We start from the raw sequence: 14,387 nt of genomic DNA, 5'->3' as shown, positions 1-14,387 counted from the left end.
GCTTTAGTCCTTTTATAAATTCGTGGTTCTGCCAGCCATGGCGTATTGCGGGGTTGACTGCATTTGCTGGGCGATGCTGATGATCTTGCGCGCATAGCCCGGGTCGGTCGCATAACCTGCCTTTTGCAGCTCTCTTGCAAACTGCTCTGGGTTATCGGCCGAATCCAGTGCACCTTGATAGCGGGAATTACTCTGCAACAAGGTCACCAGGTCGTGGAAGCTGTCCTGGTACGAGTCGTAGCTGCGGAACGCTGCGGTTTCCTTGACGAACTGGCCATCGCGGAACTCGCTGGTGATCGCGCGCGCCTGCTCGCCCTGCCAGTTGCCGGTGGCCTTGATGCCAAACAGGTTGTGGCTGCTGCTGCCGTCGCTATTGCGCATGACCGATTTGCCCCAACCGGTTTCCAGTGCAGCCTGGGCCACCAGGTAGCGCGGGTCGATGCCGATGCGCTTGGCTGCCTGCTCAGCCATCGGCAGCATGGTGGCGACGAATTCGTCGCTGTCGGCAAAGGCTTTTTTCGGTGCCAGTGGCGGCTGGGCCACGGCGCGACCGACAATGCGCAGCCCCGAGTCCGGCACGGCGAAAGCCTTGGCCACTTGCTGGCCTTCACGCGCCGGCACGGCAGCAGCGTTGGCAGTAGCCGCCGAGGGCACGATACCGGCCAGCAGGCGGTCGGTGAGCTTGCTGGGCAGGGCCAGGCGCCGCGAATTGAGCGCAGCCACGTCGTTGCGGGCGCTGGCCGGCGGGGTGGCATGTGCCGGCTCTGCCACCTTGTTGCCCCACAAGGCCGGGCCTGCGTTATCCACCCGCGGGAATGGGCTGGTGTTGATCGAAGCGCTGCGGCCCTTGGTCAGCTGGCGCACCAGCACGTCCTGCAAGCCGATGCCGCCCCCCTCGCGGGACATGCTTACGGCCAGTTGCTGGTCGTACATGTCTCGGTACTGCTTGACCGTTTCGGTGTTCATCGGGTTGTCGTCAGCCAGCACATCGCTGGCCTTGCGCGAGGCCTTGAGCATTTCGCTGATGAATAGCGACTCGAACTCCTGGGCCACCTTGCGCACATTGGCTTCGCTGTCGCGGTCACCCTGCTTGAGCGCGTTGAGGCGGTTGAGGTCGGTGTAGGCGCCGCTGTCGGCACTACCGGAAACCAGGCTTTTGCTGTTCATTGGCGGCGGCCTCAGATCACGATCAGGTCGGCTTGCAGGGCGCCGGCCTGTTTCAGGGCTTCGAGAATGGCCATGAGGTCACCGGGCGCTGCGCCCACCTGGTTCACCGCGCGGACGATTTCATCCAGCGTGGTGCCTGGGCCGAACTTGAACATCGGCTTGGCCTCCTGCTCCGCATTGACCCGCGAGCGTGGCACCACGGCAGTCTGGCCGTTGGAGAGCGGGCCCGGCTGGCTGACGATCGGGTCTTCGGTAATGGTCACGGTCAGGCTGCCGTGGGTCACCGCCGCTGGCGAAACCTTCACGTTCTGGCCAATGACGATGGTACCGGTACGCGAATTGATGATGACTTTGGCCACCGCCTGGCCGGGATCGATTTCCAGGTTTTCCAGGACCGACAGGTAGTCCACGCGCTGGCTTGGGTCCATCGGCGCACTGACCCGCACCGAGCCACCGTCCACCGCCTGGGCCACACCCGGGCCCAGCAGGTCGTTGACTTTGTCGACGATACGTTTGGCAGTGGTGAAATCGGGGCGGTTCAGGTTCAAGGTCAGGGTATTGCCCTGGTTGAAGCCGCTTGGCACGGCCCGCTCCACGCTGGCACCACCTGGAATCCTACCCGCCGACGGAACGTTGACGGTGATCTTCGAGCCGTCGCGGCCCTCGGCGTCGAAGCCGCCGACCACCAGGTTGCCCTGGGCGATGGCGTAGACGTTACCGTCAATCCCCTTGAGCGGGGTCATCAGCAGGCTGCCGCCGCGTAGGCTCTTCGAGTTACCGATCGAGGACACGGTAATGTCGACCACCTGGCCCGGCTTGGCGAACGGCGGCAAGTCGGCATGCACCGACACGGCAGCGACGTTTTTCAACTGCACGTTGCCGGAGCCTGGCGGCACCTTGATGCCGAACTGCGACAGCATGTTGTTGAAGGTTTGCAGGGTAAACGGGGTCTGGGTGGTCTGGTCACCCGTACCGTTCAGGCCAACCACCAGGCCATAGCCAATCAACTGGTTGGAGCGCACGCCAGAAATACTGGCGATATCCTTCAGGCGCTCGGCCTGGGCCACACAGGCACAGGACAGGAGCAGGGTTGCGGCAATCAGCTGCCTCACGTTGAACATGGTCATCCGTACTCAGAAAGGCCAAAGCGGGCTGAGGAAGAAGCGGTCCAGCCAACCAGGCTGGCTGGCATCGGCGAACGAGCCGGTACCGGAATAGGTAATGCGCGCGTCGGCCACACGGGTGGACGGTACGGTGTTATCGGTGGCGATGTCGTCGGCACGGACCATGCCGGCAATACGCACCAACTCTTCGCCGGTGTTCAGGGTCAGCCACTTTTCACCGCGCACAGCGATGATGCCGTTGGGCAGTACTTCGGCCACCGTTACGGTGATCGAGCCGGTCAGGGTGTTGCCCTGGGTCGCCTTGCTATCGCCCTTGGTGGCGCGGTCACCGCTGTAGCCCGCCTCCAGCGAGAGGTCGCCGCCGCCAAACGGGTTGTTGGTGTTCGGTGTGCCACCGAACAGCGACGTCAGGCCGATATTGGTCTTGCTGTTCTTGGCAATCTGCGACCCGGCGTTCTTGCTGGCCGAGGTTTTCTCGTTGAGGGTGATGGTGATGATGTCACCCACCCGGAACGCCTTGCGGTCGCTGTAAAGGTTCTGCTCGAAACCGGCCTGGTAGATCGAACCGTTGTTGGCCGCTGCCGGCAATGGGGTGCGCGGCAACACCGGCGCATAGTACGGGTCGTTGGGCTTGGGCGTCGGCGCGACGCAACCTGCCAGCAACACCGCCCCCCCCAGGGCGAAAACGGACAACAGACGATTCATGACGCTTACCTCACGGGCACGGGTGTAACGAAAGTACAAGGCGGCTTAGAGCTGCTGGGTAACGAACGACAGCATCTGGTCGGCGGTGGAGATGACCTTGGAGTTCATCTCGTAGGCGCGCTGGGTGGTGATCATGTTCACCAGCTCTTCCACGGTGCTGACGTTGGAGTTTTCCAAGGTCTGCTGCTGGGTTGTGCCGAAACCGTTCAGCCCCGGGGTGCCGACTTGCGGCGCGCCACTGGCGGCGGTTTCCAGGAACAGGTTGTCGCCAATTGCTTGCAGGCCGGCCGGGTTGATGAAGTCGGCGGTCTGGATGTTGCCGATCACCTGCGCAGCCGGGTTGCCGGCCGTGGTGATCGAGACAGTGCCGTCGGTGCCCACGGTGAAGGTCTGAGCATCGTTGGGCACGACAATCGCGGGTTCCAGGGCATAGCCGTTGGCGGTAACGATCTGGCCGTCGGAATTGAGGTGGAAGGTACCGTCACGGGTATAGGAAACGGTGCCATCCGGCTGCAGGATCTGGAAGAAGCCACGCCCGTTGACCGCCATGTCCAGCGGGTTTTCGGTAGTTTGCAGGCTGCCGGCGACGAAGCTTTTCTGGGTACCGACAATGCGCACACCTGTACCTACCTGCAGGCCCGAGGGTAGCTCGCTGTCCTGGGTAGACTGGGCGCCAGGCTGGCGTTTCACCTGGTAGAGCAGGTCGGCGAATTCGGCACGATCACGCTTGAAGCCGGTGGTCGAGACGTTGGCCAGGTTGTTGGAAATGACCGTCAGGTTGGTGTCCTGTGCGGACAGGCCGGTTTTAGCGACCCAAAGAGCCGGAAGCATGTAATTTCTCCTCGTGCGCCTGTTTTACGGCACGCGTTCAAAAGTGATTAGCCGATTTGCAAAACCCGAGCCATGGCTTCGTCGCCTTCCTTGGCCGTGTTCATCATCTTGACGTGCAGTTCGAACTGGCGTGACAACGCCAGCACCGAGGTCATTTCCTCGACCGCGTTGACGTTGCTGCCTTCCAGAAAGCCCGACACGACCCGTACATTCACGTCGGCATCGGCCGGCTGGCCAGACGTGGTGTGGATCAAGCCGTCCAGGCCCTTCTTCAGGCCCTTGATGTCGGGGTTGACCAGCTTGATGCGGTCAACCTCGGCAATCACCCGCGGGTCTTCGCCCATGGAGCGGATACTGAGGGTGCCATCAGCGCCGACCTCCACCTTCTGCTCGGGCGGTACGGCGATCGGGCCACCGTTGCCGATCACCGGCATGCCATTGCCGGCGCGCAGCACGCCAAGGGCATCGATGTTCAAGCTACCGGTGCGCACATAGGCTTCGCTGCCGTCGGGGGCCTGTACCGCGATGAAACCGTTGCCGGTCACCGCCACGTCCAGGTCACGGCCGGTTTCCACCAGGGGCCCCTGGGTGAAATCGGTCGCAGGCCGTTCGGTCATGGCGAATGCGCGCGCCGGGAAGCTGTCACCGAACACCGGCATCGAGCGGGCCTGTTCCAGGTCGCGCTGAAAACCATTGGTGGAAACGTTCGCCAGGTTGTTGGCGTGGGCCTTCTGCGCCAGCGCGTTCTGGCTGGCACCGGTCATGGCCACATAAAGCAACTTGTCCACAGTATCTCCTTCTGCGCGTCGCTGCCGCGCTGTCACTGGGCAGGTTCAAAGCAATAATCGAACCAAGTCTGAAACAGCCGGTTTACGGGGCTTGCAGCGTGCCACGGGGCAGTAACCGTCAGTTTGTCGGCGGATAATTGCCGCCTGCGGCAAGGTAGGCTCAATGGCTGCGGCAAGCTGCGTTGTTGTAGGGGCCGGCATGGCGTACCCAGCCCTTGCCCGGGTTGTGGGGCACACACAGGTAGCGGCCGGTGACCAGGCTTTGCCATAAGTAGAACGGGGCGGGAGCGGCCGAAAGCGGCAAAGCCATGGCCAGCAGGGCTATCAGCATTAGCCTTGTCATGAGCGTCAACCTTTCAGAATGTGGGACCGCCTTGCGGCCCATCGCGATAAAAGGCTGCGCCTCCAGGGAATCGCGATCACCTGTAGGCGCAGCCTTTTGTCGCGCAGGGCTGCTGTGCAGCCCCAGGCATCATCAAGTCATCTGGATGATGGTCTGCATGATGGTGCTTTCGGTGGAAATGGTCTTGGCGTTGGCCTGGTAGTTGCTCTGCGCCTTGATCAGGTTGACCAGCTCGCCGGTCAGGTCGACGTTGGAATCTTCCAACGCGCCACCCGTAATCTGACCCAAAGTACCGGTATCAGGGGCGCCGATCACCGGCACGCCCGAGGCGTAGGATTCCTTCCAGTTGGTGCCGCCAATCGGCGTCAGGCCTTGCAGGTTGGCGAAATTGGCAATCGCCACCTGGCCGATCACCTTGTCCTTGCCGTTGGTGAAGCTGGCGAACAGGTAGCCGTTCTGGTCGATACTCAACCCGGACAGCTCGCCTGTGGCGAAGCCGTCCTGGGTCTTGGCGATTTCAGCGGATGAGGCGTTGTACTGGGTGGCGCCGAGCATGTCCAGCTTGACGCCATCGGCGTTGGCGACGGCGCCATTGGCCGACCACTCGCCAGCGGCATTTTTCTGCGCCGGAATCCAGTCGTTGAGCTGGAAGATCTTGTCTTCACCAATGCTCAGGCCGCCGACCACGTCACCCGCAGCCATGGCGTCCTTGTCCAGCGTGCCATCGGACTTGAACGGCACGGCGTTGACCAAGGGCGTGGTAGAAGCCGGGTTAGCCGGGTTGCGCCCATCGATGGTGGTGTGCATGGACCAGGTATTGGTAACGTCGTCCTTGATGAAGTACTGATTCATCTGGTGTTCGTTGCCCTGGCTGTCATACACCGGGGTATTGAAGGTGAAGTTGTAGGAACTGGCGTTGGTCGGATCGAACGGCGTGACCGACGGGGCGGTGGCACCCGAGTTGAGGTTGATCTTCTCGGTGATGAGGCTGGTCGGCTTCGGCGTCAGGTTGGACGTGTCGATTTGCAGGTCGGTCAGAACACCCTGGATGATCTTGCCGTCCTCACCGACCGCATAGCCCTGCAGGTTTGCCCCGCCGGCATTGACCACATAGCCTTCCTTATCGCTGTAGAACGCGCCGGCACGGGTGTAGATCTTCGAACCGTTGTCATTCAGGGCGAAGAAACCGTTGCCATCGATGGCCATGTCCAGCGCCTGGCCGGTGGCATTGATGTTGCCCGGGGTGAACAGCTGGGAAACCGCGGCGGTCTTGACGCCGGTGCCGATCACGCTCTTGCCGGCACTGGTACCCCGAATGGAGTTGGAGTACTGGTCGGCGAACTCGGCACGCGACGATTTGAAACCGGTGGTGGCGACGTTGGCAATGTTGTTGCCGGTAACGTTAAGGGCCTTGTTCGCTGCATAGAGGCCGCTAAGGCCGATGTTGAAAGACATGTGTAACTCCTGTCGTTTTGCTCAGGCCCTAGATGCCGATGCTTTGAATTTTGGAAAGCGCAACACTGCCCAGCCCGGCCAGGTTGAGCATCATTTCCGATCCGTTGGTACCCATGGTCACGCTGGTCACCGACGCTGGCAGGTTGGTGGTCATGCTGGTGGCCTGGCCATCGATCGAGGCCGTGGCCTTGAAGGTATAGGTCCCGGCAGCCGCGACTTCACCGTCATCGTCCAGGCCGTCCCAGGTAAAGTCGATACTGCCGGCTTTCTGGGTACCCAGGTCGATGGTCCGCACCAGCTTGTCGTCCTTGTCGTAGATGCCCACCGAAGTCGAAGTACTGGACGAGGTCAGGTTGACCGAACCTCGCAGGTCCTTGCTGGTGTCGACAACGGCTTTGTCGGTCTGCACGACCACATTGCGCCCCACCAGGGAAGAAGCCTGCAGGGCTTGGGAAGACTGCAGCCCAGCGGCGATGTAGGTCACTGCATCATTGAGCGACTGCATGCTTTCCAGGCTGCTGAACTGCGCCAACTGGGCGACGAACTCGCCGTTTTCCTGCGGGTCGAGCGGGTTCTGGTTCTGCATCTGGGTTACCAGCAACTGCAGAAACGCATCCTTGCCCAGTGCACTGCCGGCAGCACCGGTTGAGCTGTCGGTTTTCGACGTCTGCTTCTGCAGCGAGGTGAGGTACGCGCTGCCAGCGTCTGTCGTGGAATTGGTGGTGGTCATGTCGGCTTCCTATCACTGCCCCAGGGTCAGCACTTTCTGCATCATGCTCTTGGCCGTGTTCATCAGCTCGGCGTTGGTCTGGAACGCGCGGCTGGCCGAGATCATGTCAGCCATCTCCTCGACCACGTTGACGTTCGGGTAGTAGACATAGCCGTCCTTGTTCGCCGCCGGGTGGTTCGGCTCGTAGCGGGCTTCAAGGTTGCTCTGGTCTTCGACGATGCCCTTTACCTGCACGCCCTGCCCGGCTTCACCCTGGTCCTCGAACAGCGACTGGCTGCCGCCAGCCTGTGCATCTTGGAAGGTCGTGGCGAACACCGGATGGCGAGCGCGGTAGGTCTGGTCGATGCTCGACGAGACTGTCTCGGCGTTGGCGATGTTGGAAGCGACGGTGTTCAGGCGCGTGTTCTGCGCGCTCATGCCGCTACCGGCAATATTGAAGACACTGGAAAGGGACATGGTCATTCTCCCCGCAGGGCGGAAACCAGCCCTTTGAATTTACTGTTGAGCAAGGTGAAGCTGGCCTGGAAGCCAATGGCGTTTTCGGTGTAGTTCGACTGCTCGATCTGCGCGTCGACGGTGTTCTGGTCGATCGAAGGCTGCAGCGGCGTGCGGTATTTGAGCGTGTCGTCAGCAGCGACGGCCAGGCCTTCGGCTTCGATGTGCCGGCTGTTGGTCCGCTCCATGGCAAAGCGGCCACTTTGCTGCTTGCTGGTTTCGGCGGCGAGCACCGAAGAGAAGTCCATGTCACGCGCCTTGTAGTTGGGCGTGTCGGCGTTGGCAATGTTGTTGGCCAACACTTCGGCGCGCTGGGCGCGGAAGCCCAGGGCCTTTTCGTGAATGCCAAGCGCCTTGTCGAAACTGATGCTCATATCGGGGAAACCTTCAGAGGTTGACCGGAGTTTTGTTGAGCAAGCTATAGCAAGGGCTGTGCCAACCCCCCCTGCCCCCCGAAAATATAGGGTATGCGCGCGGCATGCTGTCAGCGTGATGCCAGAAAAGCGGCAAAGGCCTTCCGCCTTTGGCAGTGAAAGCGGCAATTGCCGGTTGGCAAAAGCGGCAAAACAAAAATTTGACGTCAGGGTTTTCCTGAGCCGGCCTCTTCGCGGGCATGCCCGCTCCCACAGGGGCCATGCAAGCCTGAAGGCGGTACAGGCAAACAAAAAGGCCGGCAACTTTCGTCGCCGGCCTTCTGCTTACTTGGCCTGGTAGATAATCCCCGGGCTGCATTGCACCATCTGGTAATGGTCCGGCAACCCGTTCAACGCCTCCGAGGCGCCGAGGAACAAGTAGCCACCCGGCTTCAGCGTGCTGTGGATACGCAGCAGGATGTCGCGCTTCACCTGCGCCGAGAAGTAGATCAACACGTTGCGGCAGAACACGATGTCGAACTTGCCCAGGCTGGCATAGCTGTCGAGCAGGTTGAAGGCACGAAACTCGACGCGGCTGCGGATCGCCGGCTTGACCGCCCAGCGCCCAGGCCCCTTGGGGTCGAAATAACGCTGCAGGCGCTCCTGGGACAAACCGCGGGCAATCGCCAGGCTGTCGTACTCACCGGTCTTGCAGTTGGTCAGCATGGTACCGGAGAGGTCGGTAGCCACGATTTGCGCACCCATCTTCAGCTGGCCGAGGTTGCTGCGCTCGAACTCGTCAATGGCCATCGAGATGGAATACGGCTCCTGGCCCGACGAGCAGGCGGCGGACCACATGCGCAGCCGCTGCCCAGGGTTGTTGCGAATGAACTCGGGGATAACCTTGTTCTTCAGCACTTCGAACGGATAGGTGTCGCGAAACCACAAGGTCTCGTTGGTGGTCATGGCATCGACCACCTGCTCGCGCAGGCCGCCGCGCGGCTGGGTCTGGATGCGCTGCACCAGCTCACCCAGGCTCTTGATGCCCTGTTGCTCCATCAGCTTGTTGAGACGGCTGGAAACCAGGTACTGCTTATTTTCCCCCAGCAGGATGCCACAGGCTTTCTCCAGGAAGACCCGGAACTGTTCGAAATCCAAATTACCCGTAGACACTACTGCCGCCTCTTTTCAATCACTGGTGCCAGGGCTTGCCCCGGCTGCTTCAATGCGCTGCCTTGATCCGGTCGACCACCCGCTGGGCCAGGTCGTCCGGCTTGAACTTGGCCAGGAAGTCATCAGCGCCGACCTTCTTGACCATCGCCTGGTTGAACACCCCGGAAAGCGAAGTATGCAGGCAGATGTGCAGTTTTTGCATGCGCGGGTCACTGCGAATTTCCGCGGTAAGCGTATAGCCGTCCATTTCCGGCATTTCAATGTCGGAGATCATCATCAGGAACTCCTCTTCCGGCTTCTTGCCCTCCTCTACCAGCTGGCGCAGGTAGTTCAAGGCCTGGCGGCCGTCATTGAGCGCCACCACTTCCACCCCGACGGTCTGCAGGCAGCGGCTGACCTGCTTGCGTGCCACCGACGAATCGTCGACGGTCAGCACCCGCAGCAGCACGGCCTTGTCCTGCACCTCGGCATCGACCACCCCGGCCGATACCGATTCGGAAGAAGGTGCCACCTCGGCCAGCACTTTCTCCACGTCGATGATCTCGACCATGCGGTTATCCACCCGGGTGACGGCGGTCAGGTAGTGGTCCCGGCCGGTACCCTTGGGTGGTGGGTGGATCTCTTCCCAGTTCATGTTGACGATGCGTTCGACCGAATGCACCAGAAAGCCCTGGGTCTTGGTGTTGTACTCGGTGATGATCACGAAACTCTTGCGCGTGTCTTCCTGCAGCGGTCGCAGCCCGGTCGCCATCGACAAGTCGAGGATCGGGATGGTCGCCCCACGAATGTTGGCCACCCCGCGCACCACCGGGTGCGCCTTGGGCAGCAGGGTCAGCGCAGGGCATTGCAGCACTTCCCTGACCTTGAATACGTTGATGCCGTAAAGCTGTTCGCCATTGAGGCGGAACAGCAGCAACTCCAGGCGATTCTGCCCCACCAGCTGCGTGCGCTGGTTGACCGAATCCATCACACCCGCCATGCCAGACTCCTTAACATTTCAGCCTTACGTTGCAACTCGAACAGTGAGTCGGCACGGGCTTTGCTTTTTTGAGCGTCATGTACACGAAAACGACATTTTTCCGACGATTGACGCGCCTGCTGACTGGCTCGCTGGCCACGCTGTGCCTGCTGATGCCCGGCGTTCGCACGCTAGCGGACGCGTTCACCTTGCCTGAACAGCTTATCGGTGTCACCCAAGGGTTTCTTGAATTTACCGTCGAAGATTATCTGACCAGTACCCAGACCGCCGGCCGCTATGAAATCGAGGTCAGCTCGCTGGACCCGCGCCTGCGCATGCCGTTGTGCAGCCAGCAACTGGACGCCTCGCTGGAAAGCCCCGCGCAGCCACTGGGCCGGGTGACCGTGCGGGTGCGCTGCAATGGCGCCGCGCCGTGGACGGTATTCGTTCCCGCCACGGTGCGGCTGTTCCGCGACGTGGTGGTGGTAACCCGCCCGCTCAAGCGTGACAACGTCGTTGGTGAAGGCGACGTGGCCCTGCGCGAACGGGATGTCGGCACCCTGGGCCAGGGCTTCCTCAGCGAACTAGACCAAGCCGTGGGCATGAAGATGCTGCGCCCCACGGTGATCGACCAGGTGCTCACCCCGCAGCACCTGGAGCAGGCCGAGGTGGTGCGCAAGGGTGATCAGGTGGTCATCGTGGCGCGCAGCGGTAGCCTGAGCGTGCGCATGCCAGGCGAAGCCCTGAGCAAGGGCGGCCTCAGCGAGCAGATAAGGGTACGCAACCTCAATTCGAAACGGGTGGTCAAGGCCAGGGTCACCGGCCCTGGCCAGGTCGAGGTCAGCATGTAGACCAATCGCCAGAAGGCGCTGGCGGTGCGGAACCGCATTTCCTAAACTGTGTCAGAAAACGGGTGGCGAGCTTGCTGACAGGCGGCAACGCATTTGTGCCTAAAGTTTCTATCGGGTTGGCCGAAAACAAGGCAAGCGTCCAAATACCCAGAGGTTTCTGATCATGGTCATCGACTTCAGTCGTTTGAATAACTCTCCGTCCGTCACGGGCGGCGTGCGCGGTAACAGCGCCACCGGCGGCGCCGAAAAACCGGCAGCCAGCCAGGAAGCGGTGAAAGACACCGGCGCCAGCGGAGAAGCGGTACACCTCAGCCAAGAGGCCCAGCAGTTGCAGAAGATCAGCGACAAGCTGCGCGACGAACCGGTGGTCAACAGCGCCCGTGTGGCTCAGTTGAAACAGGCTATCGCCGACGGCAGCTACCAGGTCGATGCCGGCCGGGTCGCCAGCAAACTGCTTGATTTCGAAGCCCAGCGCTGACCGAGCGGCGCGCTGACTTCACGGACGCTAGAAAAGCCAAGAGTTAGCCATGCACGACACCACTTTGCTGCAACTGATCGAAGATGACATTGCCCCGATGCAGGAACTGCTAGACCTTCTGCACAAGGAAGCGATCGCCCTGCACGGCCGCGACATGCCGCTGCTGGAGCAGATCCTGGCGCGCAAGCAGTCGCTGATCATCTTGCTCGAACAGCATGGCCAGCGCCGCAGCCAGTTGCTTGCCAGCCTGGGGCTGAGTGCCGATCGCAGCGGCGTGCAGGCCATGGCCGCGCAGTCGCCGCACGGTGATGTGCTGTTGCAGCGGCTGGATATGCTGGCGCAACTGATGGATGAGTGCCAACAGATCAACCAGACCAATGGCCGTATCATCCAGGTGCAGCAACACGTCACCAATAACCAGATCCGCATCCTTCAAGGCGGCGATTCACCGTCGCTGTACAATAGCCGTGGCGGCACATCGCTGCTGAGCAAGCCACGCGCCCTCAGCCAAGTCTGATTTTTCTATCAAGGCACGGAACATACTGGCAAAATGCCGTTACTTGCGTGAGTCGCTTTTGCCTGGAGAACGATAAGCCGTGTTCAATGAATCAGATGCCCCGCAACCGCCAAAGGTGCTGAGCACCCCTTTGGAGATTGCGGCCAACTTGCGGCAACTGCAAGAAAGCCACGACCCGCTGATCATCACCTTCCATGACCGCAGCCACCGCTTCCAGAGCTACGTGACGCACGTGGACCGTGAAAGCAACACCCTGGCGCTGGATGAAATGATCCCCCGTGACGGCGAGAAGTTCATCGAGAGCGGTGAACACTTCCGTGTCGAAGGCTTCCACGACGGCGTGCGTATTGCCTGGGAATGCAACCACGCACTGAAGATCAGCGAAGTCAACGGCCACCGCTGCTACAGCGGCCCCTTGCCAGTCGAGATGACCTACCACCAGCGCCGCAATGCCTTCCGCGCCGCGCTTAAGCTGTCGCAACTGGTCGACGTGATCCTTGACGGTACCCACCTCAAAGGCAACGGTGCCCTGCGCGGCAAGCTGCTGGACATCTCCGCCACCGGCTGCAAACTGCGCTTCGAGGGCGATGTCGAAAGCCGCCTGCAACTGGGCCAGGTGTATGAGCGCTTCAAGGCGGGTAACCCGCTGGGCCTGGTCGACACCATGGTCGAGCTGCGCCACCTGCATTACGAAGAGCGCATCAACACCACCTTTGCCGGCGTACGCTTCCACAACCTCAGCGGCCCGGCACAGCGCAAGGTCGAGAGTTTCGTGTACCAGCTGCAGCGTGAGGCGCGGCGGTTCGACAAAGACGACTACTGACCGTCGGCTGGTTGAAGCAGAAACGCCACCTTTCGAGGTGGCGTTTTCGTTTGTGTTTCTCCAGTGCTGGCCCCTTCGCGGGCTCGCCCGCTCCCACAGGTATTGCACTGCCCTTGAGGCTGGCGGTGACCCTGTGGGAGCGGGCAAGCCCGCGAAGAGGCCAGCACAGGCTTACACTGACTTGCTCGCGTCTTCAGCCTCGGGCGCCTGTTGCTCGGCCCCCTTCTCTTCCGCCTCGGTATCCTCTGCCGCCACCGGTGCCTGCATTACATCCTGCACGGTCTGCTCATCCACGCGCGGGTCCAGGGCCGCCGACAATGGCGAACCGGCCGCCGGCATCGCCACGTGACCAAGCGGTGCGTCCTGCACCTGGTGTAAGCCGGTAACCGCCTTCGGCCGGATGCGCCACACCAGCACCAGCGCAAAGAACACGAAGAAGGCATACAGCATCTGCGCGCCCAGCACCTTCATCAGCACGCCAGCCGCCAATGGCCCGATACAGGCGCCAACGCCGTAAGTCACCAGCAGCATCGCGGTCAACGACACCCGCCGCTCACTTTCCACGTGGTCGTTGGAAAACGCCACCGCCAGCGGATACAGGCAGAACTGCAACAGCGAAATCACGAAGCCGATGCCGAACAGCAACTCCAGCGGCACGCTGGGCAGTACCGCCAACGGCGCTGCCGCCAGTGCCAGGCCCACCGCCACGCTGCGGATCAGTACCGCCCGGTCGTAACGGTCGGACAACCAGCCCAGCGGCCACTGCACCAGCAGGCCGGCAAAGATGCAGCTACCCATGAACAAACCGATCTGCTCCGTACTCATGCCCTGGCTGGAGGCATACAACGGCGCCAGGCCGTAGAACGAACCCACGATCAGCCCCGAGCCGAGCACGGTGCTGAGCGACTGCGGCACGCGCTTGATGAAGAATTTCGGCTCCATCGGGGCCGGGCGCAAGGGTGCCGGGTGAATACGCCGGGTCATGGCCACCGGCACCAGGCACAGGGCAAAGCACATAGCCACCAGCATCAGTAATTCCGGGCCAAGCGCCGGGTGCACCACCAAAATCAGCTGGCCGAGCACCAGGCCCAGGTACGAGGCAATCATGTACCCGCTGAACACCGCGCCGCGGTGCTTCACATCCGCCTGCTCGTTGAGCCAACTCTCGATGACCATGTACTGGCACATCATGCCCAGGCCAACAATCATGCGCAGGCCGACCCACGCCGGCAGCCAGTCGGTCAGGCCATGGCCGAGCACCGCCGCGCCAACGATGCCGGCGCAGGTGGCATAGGCACGTATGTGCCCGACCCGACCGATCAGCCGGTGGCCGACCTTGCCGCCCACTGCCAGGCCAAAGTAGTTGGCCGCCATCAAGGCACCGACCCACAGGCTGTCGACGTGGTCGGCAGCCAGGCGCAAGGCGAGGTAGGTACTGAGCAGACCCGAGCCGATCAACATCATCAGCGCGGCGAAATACAACGACTGAAACGGCTTCCATACATTTCGCATAGGTACCGAGGAGCTCCCTGGTCAGGTGGCGGGCTGCTAGCAGCATAAGGGCAAAACCCGCTCGGCGCAGGCCCCCTTGAGCGA

The 14,387-nt window shown here is 61.7% G+C and carries 17 protein-coding genes; 4 read left to right on the top strand and 13 right to left on the bottom strand.

Annotated features, from left to right (window positions below):
- Positions 1 to 12 precede the first annotated feature (12 nt).
- The 12 genes from flgJ to FPB55_RS07665 all read right to left on the bottom strand — a co-directional run bounded on the left by flgJ (position 13) and on the right by FPB55_RS07665 (position 10,143).
- Complete coding sequence (gene flgJ / locus FPB55_RS07720) at positions 13 to 1,167, bottom strand: flagellar assembly peptidoglycan hydrolase FlgJ (protein WP_009684237.1); 1,155 nt, start codon at positions 1,165 to 1,167, stop codon at positions 13 to 15.
- An 11-nt stretch (positions 1,168 to 1,178) separates the two neighbouring features.
- A complete protein-coding gene (locus FPB55_RS07715) occupies positions 1,179 to 2,294 on the bottom strand; it encodes a flagellar basal body P-ring protein FlgI (protein ID WP_161891729.1) in 1,116 nt (371 codons plus the stop codon).
- A gap of 6 nt (positions 2,295 to 2,300) precedes the next feature.
- Complete coding sequence (flgH, locus tag FPB55_RS07710) at positions 2,301 to 2,996, bottom strand: flagellar basal body L-ring protein FlgH (protein ID WP_029887007.1); 696 nt, start codon at positions 2,994 to 2,996, stop codon at positions 2,301 to 2,303.
- 45 nt (positions 2,997 to 3,041) lie between these two features.
- Positions 3,042 to 3,827 carry a flagellar basal-body rod protein FlgG gene (gene flgG, locus FPB55_RS07705; RefSeq protein WP_009684240.1) on the bottom strand — a complete coding sequence of 262 codons (786 nt, stop codon included), beginning with the start codon at positions 3,825 to 3,827 and terminating at the stop codon, positions 3,042 to 3,044.
- A 47-nt stretch (positions 3,828 to 3,874) separates the two neighbouring features.
- Positions 3,875 to 4,615 carry a flagellar basal body rod protein FlgF gene (locus tag FPB55_RS07700; protein WP_009684241.1) on the bottom strand — a complete coding sequence of 247 codons (741 nt, stop codon included), beginning with the start codon at positions 4,613 to 4,615 and terminating at the stop codon, positions 3,875 to 3,877.
- Positions 4,616 to 4,775: 160 nt separating this feature from the next.
- Entirely contained in the window at positions 4,776 to 4,958 is a 183-nt protein-coding gene (locus FPB55_RS07695; RefSeq protein ID WP_054881819.1) for a hypothetical protein, read from the bottom strand.
- A gap of 132 nt (positions 4,959 to 5,090) precedes the next feature.
- Positions 5,091 to 6,413, bottom strand: coding sequence for a flagellar hook protein FlgE (flgE, locus tag FPB55_RS07690; RefSeq protein WP_009684243.1), 1,323 nt, complete (start codon positions 6,411 to 6,413; stop codon positions 5,091 to 5,093).
- 28 nt (positions 6,414 to 6,441) lie between these two features.
- Complete coding sequence (gene flgD / locus FPB55_RS07685; RefSeq protein WP_009684244.1) at positions 6,442 to 7,143, bottom strand: flagellar hook assembly protein FlgD; 702 nt, start codon at positions 7,141 to 7,143, stop codon at positions 6,442 to 6,444.
- Between the two features lie 12 nt (positions 7,144 to 7,155).
- Complete coding sequence (gene flgC, locus FPB55_RS07680; protein ID WP_025340101.1) at positions 7,156 to 7,599, bottom strand: flagellar basal body rod protein FlgC; 444 nt, start codon at positions 7,597 to 7,599, stop codon at positions 7,156 to 7,158.
- A gap of 2 nt (positions 7,600 to 7,601) precedes the next feature.
- On the bottom strand, positions 7,602 to 8,012 hold the full coding sequence (flgB, locus tag FPB55_RS07675; RefSeq protein ID WP_009684247.1) for a flagellar basal body rod protein FlgB: 411 nt from the start codon (positions 8,010 to 8,012) through the stop codon (positions 7,602 to 7,604).
- 324 nt (positions 8,013 to 8,336) lie between these two features.
- Positions 8,337 to 9,164: a protein-glutamate O-methyltransferase CheR gene (gene cheR, locus FPB55_RS07670; RefSeq protein WP_009684248.1), complete on the bottom strand. Its 828-nt coding sequence runs from the start codon at positions 9,162 to 9,164 to the stop codon at positions 8,337 to 8,339.
- 49 nt (positions 9,165 to 9,213) lie between these two features.
- The gene (locus tag FPB55_RS07665; RefSeq protein WP_009684249.1) at positions 9,214 to 10,143 is read right to left on the bottom strand and encodes a chemotaxis protein CheV; all 930 of its coding nucleotides are present in this window, start codon (positions 10,141 to 10,143) and stop codon (positions 9,214 to 9,216) included.
- Between the two features lie 77 nt (positions 10,144 to 10,220).
- Here FPB55_RS07665 and flgA point away from each other — a divergent pair, with 77 nt between their 5' ends.
- The 4 genes from flgA to FPB55_RS07645 all read left to right on the top strand — a co-directional run bounded on the left by flgA (position 10,221) and on the right by FPB55_RS07645 (position 12,791).
- Complete coding sequence (flgA, locus tag FPB55_RS07660; RefSeq protein WP_029887005.1) at positions 10,221 to 10,973, top strand: flagellar basal body P-ring formation chaperone FlgA; 753 nt, start codon at positions 10,221 to 10,223, stop codon at positions 10,971 to 10,973.
- A gap of 163 nt (positions 10,974 to 11,136) precedes the next feature.
- Positions 11,137 to 11,451 carry a flagellar biosynthesis anti-sigma factor FlgM gene (gene flgM, locus FPB55_RS07655; protein WP_144187911.1) on the top strand — a complete coding sequence of 105 codons (315 nt, stop codon included), beginning with the start codon at positions 11,137 to 11,139 and terminating at the stop codon, positions 11,449 to 11,451.
- 49 nt (positions 11,452 to 11,500) lie between these two features.
- On the top strand, positions 11,501 to 11,968 hold the full coding sequence (locus tag FPB55_RS07650; RefSeq protein WP_144187909.1) for a flagellar protein FlgN: 468 nt from the start codon (positions 11,501 to 11,503) through the stop codon (positions 11,966 to 11,968).
- A 79-nt stretch (positions 11,969 to 12,047) separates the two neighbouring features.
- Entirely contained in the window at positions 12,048 to 12,791 is a 744-nt protein-coding gene (locus FPB55_RS07645; protein WP_009684253.1) for a flagellar brake protein, read from the top strand.
- Positions 12,792 to 12,962: 171 nt separating this feature from the next.
- On the opposite strand, the gene FPB55_RS07635 is transcribed toward FPB55_RS07645, so the two are convergent.
- On the bottom strand, positions 12,963 to 14,303 hold the full coding sequence (locus tag FPB55_RS07635) for an MFS transporter (protein WP_054904782.1): 1,341 nt from the start codon (positions 14,301 to 14,303) through the stop codon (positions 12,963 to 12,965).
- Positions 14,304 to 14,387: the final 84 nt, after the last annotated feature.

The organism is Pseudomonas sp. BJP69 (assembly GCF_007633355.1).
In the GTDB taxonomy this organism is placed as follows: Bacteria; Pseudomonadota; Gammaproteobacteria; order Pseudomonadales; family Pseudomonadaceae; genus Aquipseudomonas; species Aquipseudomonas juntendi.
Note: the sequence above shows the minus strand (reverse complement) of the source record. Positions and strands in the feature narration are given on the sequence as shown.

Coding starts and splice junctions, on each gene's coding strand:
- flgJ (WP_009684237.1), bottom strand. CDS start 1,167: ATGAACAGCAAAAGCCTGGTTTCCGGTAGTGCCGACAGCGGCGCCTAC.
- FPB55_RS07715 (WP_161891729.1), bottom strand. CDS start 2,294: ATGACCATGTTCAACGTGAGGCAGCTGATTGCCGCAACCCTGCTCCTG.
- flgH (WP_029887007.1), bottom strand. CDS start 2,996: ATGAATCGTCTGTTGTCCGTTTTCGCCCTGGGGGGGGCGGTGTTGCTG.
- flgG (WP_009684240.1), bottom strand. CDS start 3,827: ATGCTTCCGGCTCTTTGGGTCGCTAAAACCGGCCTGTCCGCACAGGAC.
- FPB55_RS07695 (WP_054881819.1), bottom strand. CDS start 4,958: ATGACAAGGCTAATGCTGATAGCCCTGCTGGCCATGGCTTTGCCGCTT.
- flgE (WP_009684243.1), bottom strand. CDS start 6,413: ATGTCTTTCAACATCGGCCTTAGCGGCCTCTATGCAGCGAACAAGGCC.
- flgD (WP_009684244.1), bottom strand. CDS start 7,143: ATGACCACCACCAATTCCACGACAGACGCTGGCAGCGCGTACCTCACC.
- flgC (WP_025340101.1), bottom strand. CDS start 7,599: ATGTCCCTTTCCAGTGTCTTCAATATTGCCGGTAGCGGCATGAGCGCG.
- flgB (WP_009684247.1), bottom strand. CDS start 8,012: ATGAGCATCAGTTTCGACAAGGCGCTTGGCATTCACGAAAAGGCCCTG.
- FPB55_RS07665 (WP_009684249.1), bottom strand. CDS start 10,143: ATGGCGGGTGTGATGGATTCGGTCAACCAGCGCACGCAGCTGGTGGGG.
- flgA (WP_029887005.1), top strand. CDS start 10,221: ATGTACACGAAAACGACATTTTTCCGACGATTGACGCGCCTGCTGACT.
- flgM (WP_144187911.1), top strand. CDS start 11,137: ATGGTCATCGACTTCAGTCGTTTGAATAACTCTCCGTCCGTCACGGGC.
- FPB55_RS07650 (WP_144187909.1), top strand. CDS start 11,501: ATGCACGACACCACTTTGCTGCAACTGATCGAAGATGACATTGCCCCG.
- FPB55_RS07635 (WP_054904782.1), bottom strand. CDS start 14,303: ATGCGAAATGTATGGAAGCCGTTTCAGTCGTTGTATTTCGCCGCGCTG.